Source organism: Nocardiopsis sp. TRM 82005 (genome assembly GCF_056312425.1).
The window spans coordinates 1-22864 of record NZ_JBWDTQ010000048.1 but is presented as its reverse complement, the minus strand read 5'-3'; the positions used below and the strand labels follow the sequence as shown (position 1 = coordinate 22864).

Annotated in this window: 21 protein-coding genes; 6 read left to right on the top strand and 15 right to left on the bottom strand. The window is 70.5% G+C overall.

From position 1 onward, the window contains the following. Positions 1-114: 114 nt before the first annotated feature. Positions 115-387 (bottom strand): hypothetical protein, encoded by a 273-nt coding sequence (locus AC0T5L_RS26690; RefSeq protein ID WP_476168258.1) that lies wholly within the window; start codon positions 385-387, stop codon positions 115-117. Positions 388-444: 57 nt separating this feature from the next. Between AC0T5L_RS26690 and AC0T5L_RS26685 the strand changes: the two genes are divergently transcribed. Then, on the top strand, positions 445-1080 hold the full coding sequence (locus AC0T5L_RS26685) for a hypothetical protein (RefSeq protein ID WP_476168257.1): 636 nt from the start codon (positions 445-447) through the stop codon (positions 1078-1080). A 19-nt stretch (positions 1081-1099) separates the two neighbouring features. Here AC0T5L_RS26685 and AC0T5L_RS26680 read toward each other — a convergent pair whose 3' ends face one another. The 6 genes from AC0T5L_RS26680 to AC0T5L_RS26655 form a co-directional block, all read right to left on the bottom strand. Further along, positions 1100-2557 (bottom strand): BNR repeat-containing protein, encoded by a 1458-nt coding sequence (locus tag AC0T5L_RS26680; RefSeq protein WP_476168255.1) that lies wholly within the window; start codon positions 2555-2557, stop codon positions 1100-1102. 23 nt (positions 2558-2580) lie between these two features. Then, positions 2581-2898 carry an L-rhamnose mutarotase gene (locus tag AC0T5L_RS26675; RefSeq protein WP_476168254.1) on the bottom strand — a complete coding sequence of 106 codons (318 nt, stop codon included), beginning with the start codon at positions 2896-2898 and terminating at the stop codon, positions 2581-2583. Between the two features lie 165 nt (positions 2899-3063). Then, complete coding sequence (gene rhaS, locus AC0T5L_RS26670) at positions 3064-4128, bottom strand: rhamnose ABC transporter substrate-binding protein (protein ID WP_476168253.1); 1065 nt, start codon at positions 4126-4128, stop codon at positions 3064-3066. Beyond that, complete coding sequence (locus AC0T5L_RS26665; protein ID WP_476168252.1) at positions 4125-5249, bottom strand: ABC transporter permease; 1125 nt, start codon at positions 5247-5249, stop codon at positions 4125-4127. The genes rhaS and AC0T5L_RS26665 overlap by 4 nt, the downstream gene beginning before the upstream one ends. After that, positions 5233-6282 (bottom strand): ABC transporter permease, encoded by a 1050-nt coding sequence (locus AC0T5L_RS26660; RefSeq protein ID WP_476168251.1) that lies wholly within the window; start codon positions 6280-6282, stop codon positions 5233-5235. The genes AC0T5L_RS26665 and AC0T5L_RS26660 overlap by 17 nt, the downstream gene beginning before the upstream one ends. Beyond that, on the bottom strand, positions 6282-7799 hold the full coding sequence (locus AC0T5L_RS26655; protein WP_476168250.1) for a sugar ABC transporter ATP-binding protein: 1518 nt from the start codon (positions 7797-7799) through the stop codon (positions 6282-6284). Before AC0T5L_RS26655 ends, AC0T5L_RS26660 begins: the two co-directional genes overlap by 1 nt. A 345-nt stretch (positions 7800-8144) precedes the next feature. On the opposite strand from AC0T5L_RS26655, the gene AC0T5L_RS26650 reads away from it, so the two are divergent. Together AC0T5L_RS26650 and AC0T5L_RS26645 are read left to right on the top strand one after the other, a co-directional pair. Then, positions 8145-9194, top strand: coding sequence for a LacI family DNA-binding transcriptional regulator (locus AC0T5L_RS26650; protein ID WP_476168249.1), 1050 nt, complete (start codon positions 8145-8147; stop codon positions 9192-9194). 292 nt (positions 9195-9486) lie between these two features. Then, complete coding sequence (locus AC0T5L_RS26645; RefSeq protein ID WP_476168248.1) at positions 9487-9948, top strand: GNAT family N-acetyltransferase; 462 nt, start codon at positions 9487-9489, stop codon at positions 9946-9948. Between the two features lie 81 nt (positions 9949-10029). On the opposite strand, the gene AC0T5L_RS26640 is transcribed toward AC0T5L_RS26645, so the two are convergent. The 3 genes from AC0T5L_RS26640 to AC0T5L_RS26630 form a co-directional block, all read right to left on the bottom strand. Beyond that, on the bottom strand, positions 10030-10251 hold the full coding sequence (locus AC0T5L_RS26640; RefSeq protein WP_476168247.1) for a hypothetical protein: 222 nt from the start codon (positions 10249-10251) through the stop codon (positions 10030-10032). Between the two features lie 272 nt (positions 10252-10523). After that, entirely contained in the window at positions 10524-11069 is a 546-nt protein-coding gene (locus tag AC0T5L_RS26635) for a LamG domain-containing protein (RefSeq protein ID WP_476168256.1), read from the bottom strand. 182 nt (positions 11070-11251) lie between these two features. Continuing rightward, positions 11252-12061: a LamG domain-containing protein gene (locus AC0T5L_RS26630; protein WP_476168246.1), complete on the bottom strand. Its 810-nt coding sequence runs from the start codon at positions 12059-12061 to the stop codon at positions 11252-11254. A gap of 481 nt (positions 12062-12542) precedes the next feature. Between AC0T5L_RS26630 and AC0T5L_RS26625 the strand changes: the two genes are divergently transcribed. Next, on the top strand, positions 12543-12764 hold the full coding sequence (locus AC0T5L_RS26625) for a hypothetical protein (protein ID WP_476168245.1): 222 nt from the start codon (positions 12543-12545) through the stop codon (positions 12762-12764). Positions 12765-13188: 424 nt separating this feature from the next. Here the strand turns inward: AC0T5L_RS26625 and AC0T5L_RS26620 are convergent, their stop codons facing one another. After that, positions 13189-15156 carry a M3 family metallopeptidase gene (locus AC0T5L_RS26620; RefSeq protein WP_476168244.1) on the bottom strand — a complete coding sequence of 656 codons (1968 nt, stop codon included), beginning with the start codon at positions 15154-15156 and terminating at the stop codon, positions 13189-13191. Positions 15157-15487: 331 nt separating this feature from the next. On the opposite strand from AC0T5L_RS26620, the gene AC0T5L_RS26615 reads away from it, so the two are divergent. Then, positions 15488-15952, top strand: coding sequence for a nucleoside deaminase (locus AC0T5L_RS26615; RefSeq protein ID WP_476168243.1), 465 nt, complete (start codon positions 15488-15490; stop codon positions 15950-15952). Between the two features lie 394 nt (positions 15953-16346). Here the strand turns inward: AC0T5L_RS26615 and AC0T5L_RS26610 are convergent, their stop codons facing one another. From AC0T5L_RS26610 to AC0T5L_RS26600, 3 genes are all read right to left on the bottom strand, one after another. Continuing rightward, positions 16347-17894 (bottom strand): tyrosinase family protein, encoded by a 1548-nt coding sequence (locus AC0T5L_RS26610; RefSeq protein ID WP_476168242.1) that lies wholly within the window; start codon positions 17892-17894, stop codon positions 16347-16349. Positions 17895-18175: 281 nt separating this feature from the next. Then, on the bottom strand, positions 18176-19087 hold the full coding sequence (locus AC0T5L_RS26605) for an alpha/beta hydrolase (RefSeq protein WP_476168241.1): 912 nt from the start codon (positions 19085-19087) through the stop codon (positions 18176-18178). A gap of 81 nt (positions 19088-19168) precedes the next feature. After that, positions 19169-21355, bottom strand: a complete 2187-nt coding sequence (locus tag AC0T5L_RS26600; RefSeq protein ID WP_476168240.1) for a rhamnogalacturonan lyase — start codon at positions 21353-21355, stop codon at positions 19169-19171. Positions 21356-21598: 243 nt separating this feature from the next. Between AC0T5L_RS26600 and AC0T5L_RS26595 the strand changes: the two genes are divergently transcribed. Then, entirely contained in the window at positions 21599-22399 is an 801-nt protein-coding gene (locus AC0T5L_RS26595) for a class I SAM-dependent methyltransferase (protein WP_476168239.1), read from the top strand. 85 nt (positions 22400-22484) lie between these two features. On the opposite strand, the gene AC0T5L_RS26590 is transcribed toward AC0T5L_RS26595, so the two are convergent. Beyond that, positions 22485-22691 (bottom strand): hypothetical protein, encoded by a 207-nt coding sequence (locus AC0T5L_RS26590; protein WP_476168238.1) that lies wholly within the window; start codon positions 22689-22691, stop codon positions 22485-22487. Positions 22692-22864: the final 173 nt, after the last annotated feature.

The window sequence follows — 22864 nt, the reverse complement described above, 5'->3', positions numbered from 1 at the left end:
TGGCCACCGCTTTGTCCTACTCCCAGCAGAAGAAGTCAACGGGTCTGCTCCTCGACTAGACCATGACCGGACACCGGTGTTCCGGGCCGACGGCAACCGTCCTCGCACCAGGCCTCAGGTGGAACGGTCGACACGGCCACGCAGCCATCCCAGGACCGCCGCCGCGGAGCTTCGCACTCCCCCGGCCGCCCCGCGCAGGCGTCGGCGCCACGCGGGCACCGCGGGGCCGTCCTCCACCTCCGTCGGTACCGGCGCCCCCGCGGCCTCGGCCCGGGCGACGCGCTCACGCAGGCGCCCTCTGACCTGCTCGGGGGTGTAGGCGCGGCGCTGCCGCTGGTCCCGGGCTATCACCACACCGGTGGCCGCGACGCCCACGAAAGCGGCCACTCCAAGGATTTTCCACCAACGCATGTGCCTACGCTATGCGGTGTGGCAGAAACGAGCATGTCCCTGAGCCAGGCGCTGGAACTCACCCGGACCGGTGACGTCTGGGTCTTTCGGGGCGCCAGCGCGGCGGATCGCGCCATCCAGATCACCACCAACAGCCCGGTCAACCACGTCGGCATGTCCCTCGTGGTCGAGGACCTGCCACCTCTGATGTGGCATGCCGAGCTCGGCCGCTCCCTGCCCGACGTGTGGACCGGAAAGCACCAGCGCGGCGTACAGCTGCACGACCTGCGCGACGCCGTCATGGTCTGGGGGCGCAGGTACGGCCAGCGTGGCTGGCTGCGCCAGCTCGACCCCGAGGCGGACGCCGGGATGGAGGACGCGGCCCTGCGCACCGTCGCCCGGCTCGACGGAACCCCTTTTCCCTCCAGCGCCCAGCTGGCCGCCCGATGGGTGCGCGGACGCCTGCCCCTGCGGCGCCTGCCCTTCGGTTCCCGACCGCGTGAGCGGGCCCTGGAGACCGCCTACTGCGCCGAGGTCATGGCCCTGACCTACGAGGCCATGGGGCTGCTGCCCGGCGGGAACCGCCCCGGGTACTACGACCCGGGGCGGTTCTGGAGCGGTGACGGCCTGCGCCTGGAGGGCGGGGCGTCCCTGGGCGGGGAGATCCGCGTGGACCTGCCCGCCGGCTGAGCGTCGCCCGGCGCGCCGGTCAGTCGAGCTGGAAGTCGGCCACACGGATCGGTGTGGACGGCCCCGGTCCCGCTTCCTGGTAGAAGACGGACAGCACCCCTTCCGAGGCCACCCGGGACTCGTCCACCAGCACCTCGCCGAAGGAGTCGATCTCCGAGCCGTCGTGGACCGTGGTCCACTCGCTCCACCCGGTGTCGGCGGTGGCGGCCATGATGCGGCCGAACGGCATGACCACGTAGGCCGTGTCGTCCTCGGTGAGCACGAGCCGGGAGCGGCCGAAGGCGTTCAGCGGCTCGGGCAGCTCCACCTTGTGCCACGTGCCCGCTTCGTCCTGGTGCAGGTGGAAGGTGCGTCCCTGCTGCCTGCGGTCGTTGACGAAGTCGGTCGAGCAGTGCCCGAACCTCCCCGGCCGGTAGCTGATGACCACGTGCGGGTTGCCCGCCGAGTCGACCGCCTGGGACTCCTGGTTCATCAGCGCGTAGTTCGGCGGCAGGGGGTCGACGACGTGGTTCCGGGTGTCCACGGACACCCGGTGCGGGGTCCCGGTCACCGCGGCCACGGCGCCGTTGTCGGTGCGCCAGGTGCGTCCGGCGTCGTCGCTGTAGACATAGCCGGTGTCGTGGTTGGACAGTCCGCCGGGGTGGCAGAGGATGTCGCCGCCCGCCGCGGCCTCGCGCCAGGTGAACGAGGCGTGCAGCCGCCCGTCGTCGCCGTAGCCGATCCCGTGCAGGTACATGTTGCGGTTGTCGCTCACCGCCCCGTTGGCCTCGTAGGACCCTTCGGGTGAGGACCAGGCGCCCAGGTGCTCCCACTCCCCGTCCTCGTACTCGGCGAGTTCCTGCGTGCCGTCGCCCGATCCGCCGGTGCGGTAGGCGAACTGGAGTCCGCCGTCCGGTGTGGGGACGAACCTGGGATAGGTCATCGGGCCCACGTCCAGGCCCGCCAGGTCACGCTGGATCGGCTCGAAGGATCCAGCGCCCCAAGGGGCCTCACCCGTGACCAGGCCGGGCGCGGAGCGGGTGTAGAAGATCGGTGTGTTGTGGGTGTCCATGCCCACGTGCAGACGCCCGTCCTCGGCGGATACGCCCAGAGAGATGGAGTTGTGCGAGTCGTCGACCGTGAGCCGGTGCGGCAGTCGGACGGTCTGCCACTCGCCGCCGCCACCGCCGCCGAGGGTGCGGCGCGCGAGGACGGCGTGGCGGTCCTCGGTGTACCAGGCGGCGTACTGGGAGCCGCCGTGGGTGAGGATGCCCGACTGCTGGTAGGAGCCGTTGTTGACCAGGCCGTCGTAGGAGACGAAGTACAGGGCGCTTTCGTCCAGGGTCCGGCTGCCCAGGGGTGTGGCCGAGGGTGCGGCGGCCGTGTCGGCCGGGGCCGCGGCGGCCGGAGCGGCGAGGGCGGTGGTCAGGGCCAGCGCCAGCGCGCCGGGCACGGCGCCGGTCAGGAGGCGCAGCGGTGAGCGGGGGATGGGGAGCAAGGAACTGCCTTTCCGGCTGGGGCTCAGGACAGGTGGAAGATCTCGGTCAGCGGGACCATGCCCTCGTCCGGGCGTCCGGGGAGGTTCTCGAAGAAGGGCGCCATCTCGGCCTGCCATCGGGCGTTGACCTCGGTCTTGGCCATCTCCTCGCGGGCACGGTCGAAGTCCTCGGTCTCCAGGTAGCCGACGACCATGCCCTCCTCGGTACAGAACAGCGAGTAGTTGTGCCAGCCGGTGGCGCTGAGGGCCTCGCGCATCTCAGGCCAGACCTCGGCGTGGCGCTCCCGGTACTCGGCGAGGCGCTCCTTGCGGACCTTGAGGATGAAGCAGACGCGCTGCACGGCGTCCTCCTGTCACTTGGGGTAGTCGGGTCAGGTCAAGGTGCTACGCACCGGAAGAAAACCGGATAGAGCCGTACGTACTCATACGGCCCGGGGCGGGCCGGGGGCACCCGGCCCGCCCCGGACGCGTCGGGGCCGTACGTGTCGGCCCCCTCGAGGACCCGATCAGAAGTCGAAGTCGTCCACGTTGTCGGCGTCGAAGACCGTCGGCGGGCCGAGTACGATCTCCCCGCCCTCCTCGACGGTGAACTCGCCCAGGTCACCGGCGGTGAAGGAATCGCCCTCGGCGCCGGTGATGCGTCCGGCCTTCAGCGAGGCACCGGCGTACCCGGCCAGGTAGCCCAGCTCCTCGGGGTTCCACAGCGCGAACTCCTCGACCGTGCCGTCGTGCACGAACTCACGCATCTGGTTGGGGGTGCCCAGGCCGGTGATGGCGACCTCGCCCTTGTACTCGGAGTCGCTGATGTAGCGAGCCGCCGCCGCGATGCCCACGGTGGTCGGCGATACCACGCCGTCCAGGTCGGGGTAGGACTGCATGAGGCCCTGCATCTCCTGGAAGGACTGCAAGTCGTCGTCGTTGCCGTAGACGGTGCTGACCAGTTCCAGGTCGGCGTACTCCTCCTCGGTCATCACCTCCTCCATCGCGGCGATCCAGGAGTTCTGGTTGGTCGCGTTGGGGGTGGCCGACAGGACGGCGAACGTGCCCTCCCCACCGATCTGCTCGGAGATCATCTCCACCAGCGCGCGTCCGATCAGCTCGTCGGAGGACTGGTTGACGAAGATGTCGGTGCAGTTGGCGTCGGAGTCGTAGCCGACGATGGCGGCGCCGCTGTCCCTGGCCTGGTCGAGCGAGGGGCACACCGCGTCGGGGTCGTTGGCGGCGATGACGATGACGTCGCTGCCGGCCTGGCTGGCGGCGTTGATGTACTCCACCTGTGAGTCGGCGGTGGGCTCGGTGCCGCCCCGTTCGTTGTACTCACCGCCCAGCTCCTCGACGGCGTCGGCGCCGCCCGCGTTGACGATGTCGGAGTAGGGGTTGTTGAGCTGTTTGGGCAGGAAGTCGATCTTGAGGTTCTCGGGGATCTCGGCGTCCGGGTCGGCGGTGCCGGTCGGGCCCGAGCTGTCCTCCTCCTGGGCGTCGTCGATGGTGGTGCCGCCGCAGGCGGCGGTCATCAGTACGGCGAACGCGGACGCGGTCAGGAGCAGGTGGCGTGGGCGAGGCTCGATCATGGTGCATCTCCCTTGGTGGAGTCGGACGCGGAGGGTGGCGCGGACGCCGTGGCCGGGTCTGGGCCCGAGGTGGACGCGCGTCTGGCGCGTGCCCGGGCCACGATGTTGGGGGTGACGACGGAGGCGATGAGGATCAGGCCGGTGACGATCTGTAGGACCTCGCTGCTGATGCCGAACAGCTGTAGGGCGTTGCGGATGGCGCCGAGAAGCACCACGCCGCTCATCACGCCCAGGATTGATCCGATCCCGCCGAAGATGGACACGCCGCCGAGTAGGACGGCTGCCACGACCTGCAACTCCAGGCCGAAGGCGGTGTCGGCGCGCGAGGTGCCGTATTGCAGGGTCCAGAAGACCCCGGCGCCGGAGGCGACCACGCCGCTGAGCGTGAACAGCCAGAACTTGGTCCAGCGCACCGGCACACCGGTGAAGCGCGCGGCCTCGTCGTTGTTGCCGATGTCGAACAGGGAGCGGCCGAAGGCGGTGGCGTGCAGCAGCACCCCGAAGACCACGGCCAGGACCAGGATCGCCACGGCGATCCACGGCAGGCCCCCGATCCCGAGGAAGGGCTCACGGGCACCGCTGACCCAGTCCCGGGGGTAGCTGGCCACGGCCCGGTCGCCCAGTAGCACGTAGGCCAGGCCCCGGTACAGGGCCATGGTGCCGATGGTCACGGCCAGGGAAGGCAGCCCGCACACGGTGACCAGGAACCCGTTGAGGGCGCCCAGGGCCGCTCCGACGGCCAGGCAGATCCACAGGGCCACCTCGATGGGGACCCCCGATTCCCAGAGGACGCCCAGGGTGGCGCTGCTCAGGGCCAGCGTGCTGGCCACCGACAGGTCGATCTCCCCGGTGATGACGATGAGCGTCATCGGCAGGGCCATCAGGGCGATGGCGGCCACGCTCAGCACCATGAACTCGATGTTGCGTCCGGTGGCGAACATGTCCACGAACAGGCTGGCGCCCAGCAGGGTGACGATGAGGGCACCCACGACCGGGGCCTCGCGTACCGACAGCAGCGACCGGATCCGTGCGGCGGGACGCTGCCCGGTCGGGCCCGGGGCGCCCTCGGGTGCCCGGTCCGGGGCGGGCGCGGTGACGGTGGGTTCAGGCGCCACGGGCACCTCCTTCTCGAAGCTTGCGCGCCGTACGCAGCGCGAGCAGCCGGTCCAGGCCGATGGCGGCCAGGATGAGCGCGCCCACCACGGCCTGGTGCCAGAACTGGTTGATCTGCCAGATGGGAAGGGCGGCGGTGATGGTGGTGAGCAGGACCGCGCCGAGCGCGGCGCCGTAGACGGTTCCCACACCGCCCGCGATGGCGACCCCGCCGACCACGGCGGCGGCGACGACCTGCAATTCCATGCCGGTGCCCACGGTGGAGTCGACGGTGCCGTAGCGGGCGGCGAACAGCACCCCGGCCAGTCCGGCCAGGGCGCCGTTGGCGGCGAAGGCCAGGGCGACACGGCGCGCGGCGGGGATACCCGACAGCCGTGCGGCGTCGGCGTTGGAGCCGATCGCGTACAGCTCCCGCCCCGAGCGGTAGCGGGCGAGGTAGAAGCCCACCACGGCGACCACGGCGATGGCGATCGCGGCGGGCAGCGGGACCCCGAGGACGCTGAACCGGCCCAGGAGCAGGAAGGGGTCGGGCATGTCGTGGGCGTTGACCTGGCCGCCGTCGGCCCACCAGTGGTTGAGGCCGCGGTAGGCGTACAGGGTGCCCAGGGTGACGACGAGCGCGGGGACCTGGACGGTGGTGACCAGCAGGCCGTTGAGCAGCCCGCACACCAGGCCGATGAGGACCCCGGCGAGCATGACGACGGGGACGGGCAGGCCGGGGAAGGACACGAAGAGGATGCCGGTGCCAAAGGCCGACAGTCCCATCACCGAGCCGACCGACAGGTCGACGTTCTTGGTGATGAGGACCAGGGCCTGGCCGACGGCGAGGACGGACAGGACGGTGGCGCCCAGGAACAGGTCGTGTACGCCCTGGCTGGACAGGAACCCCGGGTTGTGCAGCCAGGTGGCGGTGATGAGGAGCACCACGGCTAGGAGCACGCCGAGCTCACGGAACTGGATCCGGCGGCGCGCGGGGCGTCCGTTGGGCCGGGGCGGTGACCCGGTGGTGGAGGTGTCGGGGGCTGCGCTGGGTGTGTTCATCAGGCGGCCTCGCTCGGTCGCTGTCCGGTGGCCGCGTACATGACCGACTCCTCGTCGGCCTCCTCGCGGTCGAGTTCGGCGGTGACCCGGCCCTCGTGCATGACCAGGACCCGGTCGGCCATGCCCAGGACCTCGGGCAGTTCGCTGGAGACCATGACGATGGCCATCCCCTGGCCGGCCAGGGTGGAGAGGAGCCGGTGGACCTCGGCCTTGGTGCCCACGTCGATGCCGCGCGTGGGCTCGTCCACGAACAGCACTCGGGGCTCGGTGGACAGCCACTTGGCCAGGACGACCTTCTGCTGGTTGCCGCCGGAGAGGGTGGAGACCGAGTCGGTGAGCCCGCCGAACTTGAGACTGAGGCGCTCGCCCCACTCACGGGCGGAGCCGCGTTCGGCGCGCGGACGCAGTAGCCCGAGTCGGCTGAGCAGCCAGCGGCGGGTGGCGGTGGCGTTGCGTTCGATGGAGGACTCCATGACCAGGCCCTGCTGGCGGCGGTCCTCGGGTACCAGGGCCACTCCGGCGGCCATGGCGGCCTTGGGCCTTCCGGGCGGCAGAGGCTCTCCCCCGACGCGCACGGTGCCCGAGTCGTAGCGGTCCACGCCGAACACGGCGCGGATGACCTCGCTGCGTCCGGCGCCGACCAGTCCGGCCAGGGCGACGATCTCCCCGGCACGCACTTCGAAGGACACGTCGGCGAACGTGCCGTGGCTGGTCAGGCCGCCGACCTCCAGGACGGTGTCGCCGCGCTCGGCGTCCTCCTTGGGATAGAGGCTGTTGACCTCGCGGCCGACCATGCGCCGCACGACGGTGTCCACGTCCAGGTCGGCGGTGGGATCGCAGGAGACGAACGCGCCGTCGCGGACCACGGTGATGCGGTCGCACAGCGAGAAGACCTCGTTGAAGCGGTGGGAGATGAACAGCAGCGCAGCCCCGGAGTCACGCAGTGTGCGGGCCACTGTGAACAGGCGCTCGGCCTCCACACTCGACAGGGCGGCGGTGGGCTCGTCCATGACCAGCACACGCGCCTGGCGTGAGAGGGCCTTGGCGATCTCCACGAGCTGCTGGTCCGCGATGGACAGTCCGCGCGCGGGGCGGTCGGGGTCCATGTGGACTCCGAGGCGGGTGAAGACCTCCTCGGTGTCGCGGCGCATGCGCCCGCGGTCGATGATGCGCATGTGGTTGCGCGGCTGTCGGCCGACGAAGATATTCTCGGCCACCGACAGGTCGGGGAACAGGGTGGGTTCCTGGTAGATGACCGCGACCCCGGCACGCTGAGCGTCCACAGGCGCGGCGAACTCGGTGGGACGTCCGTCCACCAGCACCTGCCCGCCGTCGGGCCGGTGCACCCCCGCGATGGTCTTGACCAGGGTGGACTTCCCCGCCCCGTTCTCGCCGACCAGCGCGTGAATCTCTCCGGAGCGCAGTTCCAGGGACAGTCCCCGCAGGGCCCTGACGCTTCCGAAGGACTTGGTGACGTCGACCAGGGCGAGGGGTGGGGGGACCTCTGCTGGGTCCACGTGCGCCCTCCTTCTCCGGTGCCGATCCGGCGTGTTGCCGGACCTAGCAAAAACGTTTTAATATGAAATGGATGTTAAGTGCCACACATCTTACCGTCAAGAGGATCACTAAGAATTCGCAGGTATCGCACTGGTAACGGCACCCGGAACCGAACCGGAGCGACCCGCGTACGATGGGTCATCACGCCTTCGGGTGAGGATGTTATTGACACGTTTCAATCCGAGTGTGAGCATGATGCTCCGGACCGCGGGGCCGTGTACACACCCTGAAGTCCACGGCCGGATCAGTACGATGCGACGCGTTGTCCACTGACGGTCCGTCCGCACACGCCCGGGAGAAGCCCCTTGTCCACCAGGTCCCGATCCACCCGCCGCGTCGTGGGTATCACCGAGGTCGCCCGGCACGCCGGGGTCTCTCCCGGCACCGTGTCCAACGTCCTCAACCGCCCCGAGCGCGTCGCCGAGGACACCCGGCTCAAGGTCGAGGCGGCCATCGCCGAGCTCGACTACGTGCGCAACTCCTCCGGCAGCAGCTTGAGGTCGGGGCGCAGCGCGTCGGTGGGACTGCTCGTCCTGGACGTCACCAACCCCTTCTTCACCGAGGTGGCGCGCGGTGTGGAGGACGATGCGGCCGGGTCCGGGCTGGCCGTGGTACTGCTCAACTCCGCCGAGGCCCGCGAGCGCCAGTGGCGCAACGTACGCCTGCTCGCCGAGCAGCGCGCGGCCGGGGCCGTGGTGATGCCCGTCGACGACGACCTGTCCGACCTTCTGTGGCTGAACCGCCAGGGCACCTCATGGGTGGCCCTGGACCGGGGCGACGTCGCCGAGGACGTCGGATGCAGCGTCAGCGTGGACAACCACGCCGGGGGCATGGCCGCCGGGCGACACCTGATCGGGCTGGGACACGAGAGGGCCACCTTCCTGAGCGGACCTTTCGCCATCGAACAGGTACGCCGCCGCCACGAGGGGCTACGCGCCGCCTTCGAGGAGTCCGGAATGGACCCCGACACCGCGGTGCGGGTGGTCGAGCAACCCCTGCTCAACCCCGAGCAGGGCGAGCGGGCCGTGGACACGGTACTGGCCGGAGGACCCCGACAGCGGCCGCAGGCGGTGTTCTGCGCCAACGACCAGCTGGCGCTCGGCGTGATGAAGGGCCTGGGCCAGCGCGGCCTGCGTGTGCCCGACGACATGTCGGTGGTCGGCTACGACAACGTCGACTTCGCCGACCTGGTCCACCCCGGGCTGACCACCGTGGCCCAACCCAAGTACGAGCTGGGCCGCGCGGCGATGCGGCTGCTGGACTCGGAACTGAACGATCCCGACCACGTCCACGAGCGGGTGCTGTTCACACCCGAGCTGATGGTGCGGGGCTCCACGGCCGTCTACCGGCCCTGACCGTAGTCCTGCGGGCGTGCCGGGGTGCACGCAGCGGCGCCCCACCCCCCAGAGGGTTGGGGAAGCGCGCGGGAAACCCCGGCCACGCGCCCCGGGGGGTAGAGCTTGTAGCGGAGCTCCACCCCAGGGGTTCGGTAGAGCCTCCGACGGACCTGGGCCAGGCACCCGTAGAGCTGACAGCGGCGCTCCGCCCCAGGGGGATGCACGCCGCCTGACAGGTTCACTGAATCGTGGGGGCGATGATCCGAAAAAGGGCTGCGCCAGGATCGCGAACCTGGGATGGTCGTGCACTGTGAACGGTGACGGGATCGCGCTCCGACGTGCTGGTGACTCCGATGCGGTCGACATGGCCCACGTGTGGCTGCGTTCCTTCGCCACCGCGCTGCCGACCGTGCACCGTGCGCACGACGATGACGCGGTACGGGACTGGTTCTCCTTCGTGGTCGTACCGCGGACCGAGAGCTGGGTGGCGGCTGTCGGGGACCGTGTGGTCGGACTTCTCGTGCTGGAGGAAGCTGAGCTGGAGCAGCTCTACCTCGACCCGTCGTGGCGCGGCCGGGGCCTGGGAGACCGGTTCATGGCCCTGGCCAAACAGGAGCGGCCGGAGGGCCTGGGTCTGTGGACGTTCCGGGTCAACGGACCGGCACGGCGGTTCTACGAGCGGCACGGCTTCGTCGCCGTGGAGCGGACCGAGGGACTTCGCAACGAGGAACGCGAACCGGACATCCGCTACGTCTGGCGTCCTGAGAGGTAGGACGGCGGCGAGAGCGGTCAAGCAGCCGTCGGGCAGGGGGCCGAACGTCCTAGCTCTCCCCGACCGGGCGCGCTCGCGGCGTCAGGCCGCCGGCCCGGCAGCAGAGCCGACGACGGAGGCCGCCCCTGTGGCCTGTGACGCGGGGCTGCTTGGCACCGGCTCCTGAGGGTCGGTGACCTCGGGCCTCCAGGAAGGCACGGTCACGGTGGCGTGGAGGACCATTGCCCGCAGGCGCCGGGGGCTCTGCCGGGCGTCGAACATGGCGTCGCGCTCGCCGACGATCGCCAGTACGGGCATGGTCATGCGCCCCAGAGCCTGGTCGGAGAAGCGGGCAGCCCTCCGGTGCGCGGCCCCGGAAGTGGACGAAGGCGCGCTCCACCGTCTCCAGTTCGGAGCGTGCGATGGAGCGCCCAAGGGAGTCCGGCCGATCATCGTGGCGGTCCTCGTCCTCGCCTCCTCGGCGGGTCCTGGTGCTGCCGGTGTGTTGATCGACGGGAGTCAGGTGCGCGCGCCGACGGCCGCGCCGGGCCAGTGCCCGGCGCGGCCGTCATCACCCTTCCCTCTCCAGAGGTCGTTCAGCTCTGGGTGTTGGGGAACTCCCCCGCGTACACCCGGGACAGGTCCCGGTCGTAGACCACGCCCTGGTAGGCGTGGACGTCGTCGATGTCTCCGGGCCAGTGGTGGGTGTTGGAGCCGCCGTGCTGGGCGCTGCCGATCCGGAGCGGGCCCTCGGCGTGCCAGGCGTGGTCCACCGCCGCGCGGGACTCCGCGAAGCCGTTGACGTAGAGCACCAGCTCACCGCTGGTGTGGTCGTAGACCCCCGCCAGGTGGGTCCACTCCCCCAGCCGGGCGGCCGTGCTGGAGTAGGCGTAGGTCCACCCGGTCGATCCGGAGGTGGGGGCGTCGTCGTGGGGGGCCATCTTGAACACCCACGCTCCCCGGGATCCCTGGTAGCCCAGGTGGAAGCCGCTCTGGAACTGGCCGGCCTGACTGAGGGCGGTGGTGTTGAGGCCCTCGCCGGTCTCGTCCAGGCGCACCCAGGCCGCGACGCTGAAGCTGCGGTCGGTGCGCAGGGCGGGTCCGGGCGCCTCGACGTACTCGTCGGTGCCGTTCAGCCGCACTCCGGGTGAGAAGGTGACGCCGTTCTCGGCGGCGTTCCACGCGGTGAGGGGGTCACCGTGCAGGGTGGCGTCGAGTCCGTGGTCGGTGGCCTCGGCCACGGCCGTGCCGTCCCACTCGTCGAGCTTCCACCGGCCCTCGGCGGCCACCGGGCGGTTGGCCAGGCGCCACACCTCGGAGTCGGTCACGGTCTCGTCCGGGACGAGGCGGTTCCACACCCGGACGTCGTCGATGGCGCCGGGCCAGTAGTAGTCGCCCGCGCCCTGGAACAGGGCGCGTCCGATGGCGAGGGGCCCTGAGCGTTCCACGGCCCGGGGTGGGTGTCGGTGCCCTGCTCGGCACCGTCGACGTAGAGGGTGATCTCGCCGGTCTGCGCGTCGTGGGTGCCCAGCAGGTGCGTCCACGCCCCGACCTCGGCGGAGGCGGTGGAGGCGGCCACGGTCCACTCACGCGAACCGTCCCGGTACTCGTCCTCGGGTGACATCTTGAACACCCACCGGCCGGTATCGCCCTGGTAGCCCAGGTGGAAGGCGCTCTGCTGCGTGCCCTCCTGTGCGACGGCGGTGTGGTGGGCGTGTGCGCGGTCCAGCTTCACCCACGCCGACACCGAGAAGGTACCGGAGGTGTCCACGGTGGAGTGGTCGACGTTGATCTCGTCGTAGGGACCCGGGTCACCGTCGGTGTAGCCGCTGGTGTGCACGGCGGTGCCTTCAAGGCGCGGGGTGGGGTTGGTGTCGGGGTTGTTCACCGTGCCGACCCGGCCGCGGACCCACTCCACACCGCCGGAGAGGGTGGCTCCCTGGCCGGGGTTGGCGGTGTCGGCGGCGCGGTCGCCCTGGCCTTCGTCGAAGGTGAAGTGGGCGACCGGGTCGCTGGGCGAGGCGACCAGGAAGGAGTAGGCGAGGACGCAGTCGGAGGAGTTGCCGAAAGCGTCCACGGTGCGCGCGTAGATCCAGTTGGGGCCCGCCAGACGCGGGGTGAGGGTCACCGTCACCGACCCGCCGGGCTCCTCGGGTGTGAGTTCGTGGACGCAGGAGTCGTCGTTGAGTGCGTAGAAGTAGCTCTGGACGTCCTCGGCCCCGCTGTCGGAGACAGGTGAACTCGCCCGGCTGTCCCGGGGAGCCGTGGAACTCGTCCCCAGCGGGATAGTCCGTGGAGGTGATCACGGGCCCCTCTGCAGCGAGGGCGGGTGTGGAAAGGGCTGGCAGCAGCATCACCGGCGCCAGGAGGGCGGCGACGCGTGTCAGAGTACGGCGGAACATGACAGGACTCTCTAGCCCAGGACGGGGGATCACCTGTTGGGGCCCGTGCCGTCGGGACACGGTCGATGGTTGTCCTGGGACGGAAGGTGAGGCTAACAGGCGCAAGGAAACATCTTCTGAGTGATTCACTTCATAACAAGATGTACACATCGGGGCCAACATGGACAAAACCCATCCGAATGAAACCCAGGCGCACCATGGCCGCATCCGGCCATGATCTTCACGTTTGGTTCCGCGATGCCCGCCACCGGTACGAACATGCGGCACGGCACCAGGAGCACGTTGGGAGGTCCCCCGTTGCCATCGCCCCGATCGCAGAGGGACACGGCGGGACAGGGCCGTGCGGTGACGGGCGAGCGGGCTAGGGCCAAGGACGGGGCCAGCTCCGAGCGCGCGGCGGCCGACCTCGTCCGCAAGAAGGCCGGCCTGCGCTAAGCCATGGACGTGGCCCCGCTCGACCCGGGCTGCGTACTGGGTCCCACGAGCGCACGCACGAAGCCCTCGAGGCGGGCCCCTGCTGCTGTGCACCGGCTCCGGCTCGGCCGGGGAACGCGTCGCGGCCGCCGGGGTCCGCGACCTCATACTCGGTCCCGCCGGTGTACCGGCACCGGCGGGACCGTCCATGCAGTCCATGCAGTTCATGTCGTCCTAGGGGTGCCGGTCCACCCGCGTCACGGCCGGGCCGGGTATCCGACCAGGCGGGGTGCGCTTCGCACACGAAGCGCACCCCTTTCCAGGCCGCCCACGACGACCGGCACGCACGGGACCCGGACTCGGCCGTCCCCGCACACGCTCGGCGTCCACGGCGGGTCGGCCACGGCGGGTCGGCCGCCGTCCGCGCCCCGGCGGTCGCGCAGGGTCAGGCCAGGCCCAGGCGAGCCAAGAGTGGCTCCAACCGGGGCTCGCGGCCCAGGAAGTCCCGAACGGCCTCCATGGGGTCCGTTCCGCCGCCCACGGACAGCACCCGCTCCCGAAAGCGGTCCCCGCCCTCCCGGCTGAGGCCGCCGTTGGCGGTGAACCACTCCACGCTCTCGGCGTCCAGGACCTGGCTCCAGACGTAGGAGTAGTAGCCCGCGCTGTAGCCGTTGGCGAACACGTGCTGGAAGTACGCGGTCCGGTAACGCGGACGGACCAGGGGGTGCAGGACGCCCGCCGCCTCCAGGACCCGCTCCTCGAAGGCGGCCGCGTCCCGCACGGTCTCGCCGGGGGCCAGTCGGTGCCACGCCCAGTCCAGGAGCGCCGCGGCCAGGTACTCGAAGGTCGCGAAGCCCTGGCCGAACCGGCGGGCGGCCGTCAGACGCTCCACCAGTTCGTCCGGCACCGGCTCCCCCGTCTCGTGGTGGCGGGCGTAGTTGGCCAGGACCTCCGGCCAGACCGCCCACATCTCGTTGACCTGGGAGGGGAACTCCACGAAGTCGCGCGGCACGTTCGTGCCCTGCACGCGCGGGAACCGCACCGCTGAGAGCAGCCCGTGCAGGGCGTGGCCGAACTCGTGGAAGGCGGTCTCCAGCTCGTCGAAGGTGAGCAGGGTGGGGCCGGACCCGGGCTTGGCGATGTTGAGGTTGTTCACCACGACGGGCAGCGTGTCCAGCAGGAGGGACTGGTCGACCAGGTTGTGCATCCACGCGCCACCGCGCTTGGTCGGCCTGGCGTAGGGGTCGAGCAGGAACAGCCCCAGGGGTGAGCCGTCCGCGTCGAAGACCTCCCACACCCGCACGTCGGCGTGGTAGCCCCGCAGATCGGTTCTCCGAGTGAACGTGACCCCGTACAGCAGGGACGCCGCGTGGAAGACGCCCCTCTCGAACACCCCGTCGAGTTCGAAGTAGGGGCGCAGGACGCTGTCGTCGAAGTCATAGCGCGCCCGGCGCACCTGCTCGGCGTAGAAGGGCCAGTCCCACGGCTCCAGTTCGTGCCCGGCGTGCTCGGCCAGCGCGCGGGCCTCCGCATCGACGTTGCGCCGGGCGGGCCCGACCAGCTGGTGGAGCCGTTCCTCGACCGCCTCGACGGTCCCGGCGGTCTGGTCGGCGACCGTGTACGCCGCGTGGTCGCGGTAGCCCAGCAGCGCCGCCCGCTCGGCCCGCAGCTCCGCCATGCGCGCGGCGATCGCGTGGTTGTCCGGGGCACGTCCGACACTGAGGGCGTGGATCCGCTCGCGCGTGGCGCGGTTGGTGAGCTGGGCCAGGACGGGCTGCACGGTGGTGTTCAGCAGCGGCAGGACGTACCTGCCGTCCTGCTCGATCGCGCTGATGCGGGCCTCGTCCAGCCCCTCCAGGTCGGAGGCGTCCTCGGTGACGAAGGAGGCCTCGCTGGTCGCCCGGACCACGTTGCGCCCGAACTCCGTACTGAGTTCGGCGAGCTCGGTGTTCAGCTCACGCAGCCTGGCCTGTCCCTCGACGTCCAGGTCCGCGCCCGCCTTGACGAAGTCGAGCCGGTAGCGCTCCAGGAGCCAGGACTCCTGGGGGTCGGAGGTGGTGACCTGCCGAATGCGCTCCCACAGGTCCCGGTTGAGTGTGACGGCGTCCCTGTGCTGCGCGGCCCTGGGGGCGACCTGCTGTTCGATCTCCTGGACGGCGTCGGTGGCGTCGGAGCCTGCGAGGGTGTGCAGGACGGTCTCCACCCGCTCCAGGGTGGCGCCGGAGCGTTCGAGCGCCGCGATGGTGTTGTCGAAGGTCGCGGGCTCCGGGTTGTGGGCGATCGACTCCACCTCGGCCAGGTGCTCGGCCACGCCCTCCTCGAAGGCGGGCAGGATGTGCTCCTCCCCGATCGCCGCGAAGTCGGGGAGCTGGTAGGGGAGTTCGCTGGGGGTCAGCAACGGGTTGTCGGTCAAGGATCGTGCTCCTGGCTCGTCGGTACCGCCCGCTCCCCATGATCGTGTCGCGGAGGAGCATCGCGGCGCTTCAGCTCACGGGACGCGGTGTGGCGCGTCGTGTGCATGGGCGCGGAGGGTCCTCGGTGGCAAGGGTCCCCACGTCCGGTGTGCTCGTGCCGTTCTATCCTGTCGGCCGCCGCCTGTCATCCGCGCCTCCCGTGGGTACGCGGCCGTCCCGGGTCCCGGACCGCCCCGGCTTCCGGACCGCCCCGCCGGGCTTGGAGACGGGCCGCGGCCGTGCCGGGTTCTCTGCTTGCCGCCCTTGTCGGCCCCTTGGTATGCATGGCTGATGAACACCGGGGTTTACGCGCAGGGGTGGACTCCCTCCTCCTTCGAGGAGGCCCTGCGGCAGGCTCGGAAGAGCCTCTCCGAGGGCGGGGTCCCCGTCGGCTCCTCCATTGACATCACCGGAAGGATGGTCGGCTCCGGCCACAACGAACGCGTGCAACGGGGCGACCCCGTCGCGCACGGAGAGGTGTCGTGCCTCAGGCGGGCCGGCAGAAGGCCTTCCTATGGGACCGCCGTCCTGTACACCACCCTCGCTCCCTGTGCCATGTGCGCGGGGGCCGTGATCCAGTTCAAGATTCCGGTCGTGGTCGTCGGCGAATCACGGACCTTCCCCGGTGAGCTCGGACTGCTCCGCTCACGCGGGGTCAGGGTCGTCGAACTCGACGATCCCCGTTGCACGGCCCTGATGAGGGAGTTCCAGGAGCGCTACCCCGAGGTCTGGGCCGAGGACCTCGGGGAGGAATAGCCCTGGGCCCCGTCGCCCCGTCGTGCAGCGGCGGGTCACCCCAGAAAATCCACGAAAACCCAACAGCGAACAACCAAGAACTCGCACGGTCTGGGGCTGCTCGTCAGCCTGGGCTCTACGGGTGCGTGGCTGGGGTTTGCTGGAGGCTCTACCAACCCCCCTTCGGCGGACCACCGCTGCACGCTTCCCTGACTCCCCGCGGCGGGGCTCGGCTGCGGGCTCTACGGGCGTGCTCTGACCGGAGGGCCTCACGGCTTCGTCGCCGTGGAGCGAACCGAAGAACGCGAACCGGACATTCGCTATGTCTGGTGCTCTGAGAGGTAGGACGGCGGCGAGAGCGGTCAAGCAGCCGCCCAGCCGCCGCAGCGACCGGACGTGGAGTCGCGGCGGGGCTTCAGACCACCGTGAAGGCGGCGCTGGCGAAACGCGGGGCGGCCTCTGCGGTGACCGTCGCCTCTCCCAGCGGCCCCGGGACCACCCGGACCACGGGCATCTCCTCGCCGCTCCAGGCCTGGTCCGGCAGCTGCCGCAGCGTCTCGGTCACGTCGAAGGAGATCCTGAGGCCCTCGGGGTGCATGGCATGGGGACCGACGTTGTCGAAGAACGTCAGGTGGCCCACGAAGGCGGGCCCGTTGGGGTTGGTGTCCGACTCGTCCTCGCCGAGGAAGACGAGGAAGGCGGTAAGCGGCGCCGTGTCGGCGCGCACCCCCTCGAAGGTGAGCACGACCCGGTCACCGGATTCCATCGCGGTCTCGATGGTGTCCGCGGCGCCCTTCCCGCTGCCGGGTGAGAGGGTGAGCGGCTCGTTTCCCAGGTGCGTGACCTCATCGGTGACCGCGAACGTGGCCGCGGCCGCTTCCTGAGGCATCCCGGCGACCAGGAAGGCCGACGGCGCCTCGCCGGTGCCCATGCCGTCGGTCAGCGATTCGTACATGTAGGCGTCCCGGGGAAAGGCGAAGACCGGGCCTTCCAGTGTGTGTTGGCTGCCGTTCTCGTCGCGCAGCATGTAGGGCAGATCCGGGTCCTCGGGCGCGTGCTTCTGGCGTACCTCGGGCCACTGCCAGCCGGTGGGCATCTGGTGCCTGGCCAGCCAGGCGGTCCAGAAGCGGTCGATGTTGGCGTGGTGCAGCCAGAACACCGGGTCCCCGGCGGCCGTCGGCACCGCGCCCATCAGGCCGCCGGTGCTGAGGTGCACCAGGTCGTGCGGGGAGCGCTCCATCACCTGGGAGAAGCCGGCGCGGCCGACCTTCTGCTCCTCCGGCGGCCAGAAGAAGTGCTCCCGCATCGCGGCGGCCGGGTCGACCTGGTCGACGGCCATGGGCTTGTCGCCGAGGCAGCGACCCTCCGTGTCGACCGGCAGGTACAGCGGGTTGTCCTCTTCCTCCTGGCCCTGGGGGGTGTGAATCCTGCGCTGCCGGAAGGGCAGCGGGATTTTGCGCCACTCCTCCGAGGCCGGGACGCCGTCGTGCACCAGGTGCGCGTAGTTCCAGTACGGCAGCGCCCAGTTGGCCATGCTTTTCTGGTTCAGCTTGGTGACGATGACGTTCCGCACGATTCGTTCGAAGTAGTACACGTACCAGCGGTGCCAGGGCAGGAAGTACTGGTTCCCGTGCGGGCACTGGTGCCACTCGGGGGGCTCGCCCTGTGCCCGATCGGGCTTGCCGTGCGTGTACCACTGGAACTGCCAGGAGTTCGGATCAGTCCGCTGCCGCCTCTTCATCCAGCCGACGGCCTTGGCGTACCAGTACAGCTCCGGTGCCCAGGCTCCCGTCCTGGTGTCGAACAGCCTGGCCGCGTCCTTGCGTATGAACCGGCTCTGCATCGGCCGCGCGACGTCTGCCCGCCACCGCGGTGCGGCCGCGGCGGCCGCCTGGGGCAGCCCCGCCGCAGCGAGGACGACGGCTCCCGTTCCCACGAGCAGGGAGCGCCTGGACACGTTCATGTGGTTCCTCCGGTGTGGTCCGGGTGACCTCGCGTAAGTGGCCGGTGTGAGTCTCTGCCCGCGCGAGGTTATTACTTTTAGTAATAAGGCAACTACGCATAGGTACGATAACGTTGGATTTCCCGCGGAAACCGCCGCCACACGGGCTTGTGACCTGCACAAAGGCAAAACCGTGGCGGACCGCGGCCGTGCCGGTGCGTGTGGTCGGGTGCCCCGTCACCGAACTGAGGGGGCAGCCGTCCTCCGCGGGGCGGATCCCGCACGGAGGTGAACGGGCCCCGCTAGGCCGCCCGCGCGAGGTGCCCCGCGATCATCCGGTAGGTCTCACGCGCCGCGTCGTCGTGGCCCACGTCGTACCCGTGGTCGCGGCCGCGCACCTGGTGGAGCGCGACGAGCGCGCCGACCCGTTCGAGCCGTTCGGCGTACCGGACGCCCTCCGCACGGAGGACGTCGTGCTCGGCGACGATGACCACGGCGGGCGCGATGCCGGTGAGGTCGGCCGTGTCGCCCGGAGCCGCCGGGGAGGCGAGCCGGTCCCGGCCCGCCTCCGGGTTCGGGATGTAGCAGGTGCTGAAGACCTCTCCCATCCAGGGCCGCAGCATGGGCCGGTCGGTGGGCGAGGGCTTGTCCTCCGTCCGGACCGTCAGGTCCAGCGACGGATAGTGCAGCACCTGCGACGCGATCAGCGACTCGCCGCTCTCCAGGTTCAGCCGCGCGGCCGCAGCGGCCAGGGCGCCGCCCGCGCTCTGCCCGCCGACGGTCAGCCGGGTGCCGTCCCAACCGTGGTCTCCACCGTGGGCCGCCACCCACCGCACGATCTCGTACGCCTGGTGGGGCGGTGCCGGGAACGGGTGCTGCGGGGCGACCGCGTAGTCCACGTTCAGCACGACCGCACCGGCCTCGGCCGCCAGTACGCGGCACAGCGGGTCGTCCATGTCCGCCCACCTCAGCACGAATCCTCCGCCGTGCAGGTTGACGTGCACCGCCGGAGTCCGGGGCCCGGGCTCGGGGCGGTAGACGGTGACGCGCGCAGGTCCGTGCGCGGTGGGCACGGTGAGCGACTCGGTCCTTCGCGGGTACTCGGGAAGCCTCGCGTGGGCGCTCCGGGTCTCGCGTCCCGCGGTCAGTGCCATGCCCGCCTGCATCGAGCGGGCCACCAGGCGCGCCATCCACGGTCGGCTCATGATCGTCATGGCGCGCCACGGTACCAGCGGCGCCGTCCAGACACTCTCGCGGTCCCGGGCGGCGACTGCCGCCCGGGACCACTCCCCCGCCTACCTCGTCGTCGGGTAACGGGCCTCGGGCACCTCCACCCGCGCCCAGTCGGTGTCCGAACCCAGGTGGAACCCCGGATAGGCCGGCTGGTTGTAGCCGCTTTGCTGCCCGGCCACGCCCACCCGGTACTGCGGGTCGTGCATGAGGGTGTGCAGCTTGCGGTCGGTCACCTCGGTGCTGGTGAGAACCCGCAACGCCGTACTGTCCTCAGTACGCACGACGAGCTCCTCACGCCAGTCGCCGAACACGTCCGCGACCAGGGCGGGGTTGCCCTTCGTGCCGTTGTTGGTGTGGGTGCCCTCAGCGGTGAGCAGGGTGCCGCGGGTCCAGTCCTCGATCCTCGGGTTCTGCGTCCCCTCGATGGTCTGGGTGGTCATGTCCGCGGACCAGCGGATGCTCATGTTCGTGCCGGGGGTCCGGTCACCGAGGAACTCACCGTCGGCGCTCCACAGGCCCGCCTCGATCTCGTCACCGGGCGGCATCGAGGACCAGACCTCCAGCCCGGGCGCCTGCGGGTCGATGTCGCCGACCATGCCCCGGCCGGTGTCCGTGCCGGTGTATCCGCCGAAGAGCACCTCGCCGGTGGCGGCGTCGCGCATCACGAATCCGTAGGGCACGCTCGTGGAGCCCTCGTGCACGGTCCAGGCCTCCAGACCGTCCCGCTCGGGGTCGAGGTCGCCCACGTGCATCGCGTCGCCGTGACCGAGCTTGACGTACTCGCCTTCGACGCTGCTCTCGGGGGGACCGTAGTCGTGGGAGGAGTAGAGCAGGGACCCGTCGTCGTCCAGCGTCGCGGCGCCGTAGACGATCTCCTGGCGTCCGTCGCCGTCCACGTCGGCCGCGCTGAAGGAGTGGAAGCCCTGTCCGGCCAGTGCCCCCATCTCGGGGTCGGTGCCATCGCCTCCGTGCGGGGAGGCGTCGAAGGGGTTGTCCATCGGCACGTGTCCGCTGTCGGCGATCCAGCGCTCACGGATGGACTCGCCGTCGAAGTCGTAGGCCGCCACGGCCGAGCGCGTGTAGTAGCCCCGGGCGAACACCGCCGACGGGCCGGCGCCGTCCAGGTAGGCCACGCCCGACAGGAACCGGTCCACCCGGTTGCCCGGCTCGATGCGCGACATCGCGTAGTCGCCCCACATCAGGCCGTCGTCCCCGCGCCCCGGCTCGTAGCGGACGGTGTCCAGCTCCGCGCCGGACCGGCCGTCGAACACCGTCAGGTACTCGGGTCCGTCCACGACGAAGCCCTCGAAGTCGCGCAGGTCGTTCCTTCCGCTGCGCGAGGGCGCGTACTCGTCGATGAAGAAGTCGGCGAGGGCCTCGGCGTCCTCCCGGTTCAGCGGGTAGTCGTGGCGCGGCTCCTCACCGAAGGCCTCCTCCAGGGTCCGCGGCCAGTTCCCGGCCACGACCTCGGGGTGTTCGTGCCAGCCCAGGAACATCTCCACGACGTGCTCACGGTAGTCCTCGGAGCTCATCCGGTAGTCGTCGTCGTGTCCGTAACCGGCCTCGGCGTCCTCCTCCGGTATGGTCACGTGGTCCTCGGAGGTCTCGCCGTCCTCGCCGAAGGTCAGCGACCTGCTCCCCGGGGCGGTCTTGAGCATCAGCTCCGAACGGCCGTCGCCGTCGAGGTCATAGACCAGGAACTGCGTGTAGTGCGCACCCGAGCGGATGTTCACACCCAGGTCGACGCGGTGCAGCAGCTCGCCCTCCCGGGTGTAGGTGTCCACGTAGGTGTTGCCGGTGTACCCCTTCTGGGAGACGTCCTTGGAGTTGGTGGGGTCCCACTTGACGACGAACTCGTAGCGTCCGTCACCGTCGACGTCGCCAACGCTCACGTCGTTGGCGGTGTACCCGTACTCCTCCCCCGCCGGGGTCGTTCCGCCCTCGGGCCCGGTACCGGGCCTGCCCCGGGACACCGGAACGACCCTGTACTCGGAGTCCCCGGCGCCCTCCTCGTCCAGGAAGTTGGTGCTGTCCCTGACCAGTCCGACGACCTTCCCGTCCCGGTACACCCGGAACAGCGGGCCCCTGAGCCCCGAATCCGTGTGCCCGCTGACCTCGGGGGCCAGCAGGCGCCAGCTCAGGAAAACGCCTTCCTCGGTCTTGACCGCGACCAGTCCCCGGTCCAGCTGTTCCATCTGGGTTCCGGAGTCGCCTCGCGGCTCGGCCAGCGCGGTGGTACTCACCGCCATCAGCACCGCGCAAACGCCTACTACCAGCGGACTTCTTCTCAGGACGAAATGTCGGGGGATGCCCATGGGTACGCCTCCTCTATGGCTGGGGGGGTGGCCCACCCTATAAGGCAAGCGCTTTCCAACCAAGACCCCGTGCACCTCGCTTCCCACGCGCATCCGCTTCACCAGCAGTTCGCGGGGACGGAGCGCCGCGTGAAAACGGCTTGCCAGTGCGCCGTGGCCCGCTCATAGGATGCCGGCATGCGCGACACCGGCAGCACCACCGACCTGACCAAGGGCAACCAACGGCACTGGGACGAGCGGGCCCCGCTCCACGCAGCGAGCCCGTTCTACGACCTCGACGGGTTCCGCGCCGGCGCCGAGGCCCTCGACCGGTTCCAACTCGACGAACTCGGTGACGTCACCGGCCTCGACCTGGCCCATCTACAGTGCCACATCGGCCTGGACACGCTGTCCTGGGCCCGCCACGGCGCCCGCGTCAGCGGCCTGGACTTCTCCGCGTCAGCCGTCCGGACGGCAACCGGCCTCGCCGCCGAGATCGGTCTGGACCACCGGGCCCGCTTCGTCGCCGCCGACGTCTACGACGTCGTCTACACCGGCACCGGCGCCCTGATGTGGCTGCCCGACATCGACCGCTGGGCCCGCACCGTGGCCGGCCTGTTGCGCCCGGGCGGACGGCTCTACCTGGCCGAGTTCCACCCGCTGACCGAGGTTCTCGACGACACCCGCGGTACCACCGCCGTGCGCGGCTACTTCGCCCGCGGCGCGCGCACCTACGAGGCGTCGGGCTCCTACGCCGACTGGGAGGCCGAAACCACGCACAACACCGCCACCGAGTGGCACCACACCCTCGGCGACGTCCTCAGCGCCGTCGCCGGAGCCGGACTGCGGATCGAGTTCGTCCACGAACACGACACGATCGCGTTCCAGCGCTACGACGCGCTCGTCGCCGACGGCGCGCGCTTCCGATACCCCGACGGGTCCGCGAGCCTGCCGCTGACGTACTCGCTGGCCGCCTCCGCGCCCGGGGCCCGCGGGTAGGGCACACGGCCCCGGAACAGGGTGTCCCCGCGCTGGAAGGAGCCGTCCCACCCGTTTCGACGGCCCGGGTGGGGCGATTCGCCGGTCAGGAGGACGGAGGCGGGGCGCAGACGGGCCCGTCACGCCACAGGGCATCGGCGGTTCCGGCGTCGAGGTGCTCGGCGTACAGGGAGACCTTTTTGCTGATAACGGCCAGCGCCTCCTGGAGCTCCTCCACCTGTCGCCGCACCTTCTCCTCGTGTCGGCACAGTACGTCGAACCGCAGGGCCTCGTTCCCCGTGCCCTCCCCCACCAGCTCTACTTGACGTCCTCCTCGGGGTGAACCCCGGGGATTCCCACAGCCTCGCGGCCATGGGCTCGGTCCACCTCTTCACATCCCGGTCATGTCCGGTACCGCACCCGGAACAGGCCCAGGTACGCACACGCAGTGGTTTGGGCCCATCGACCATCCAACATTTATGGCAG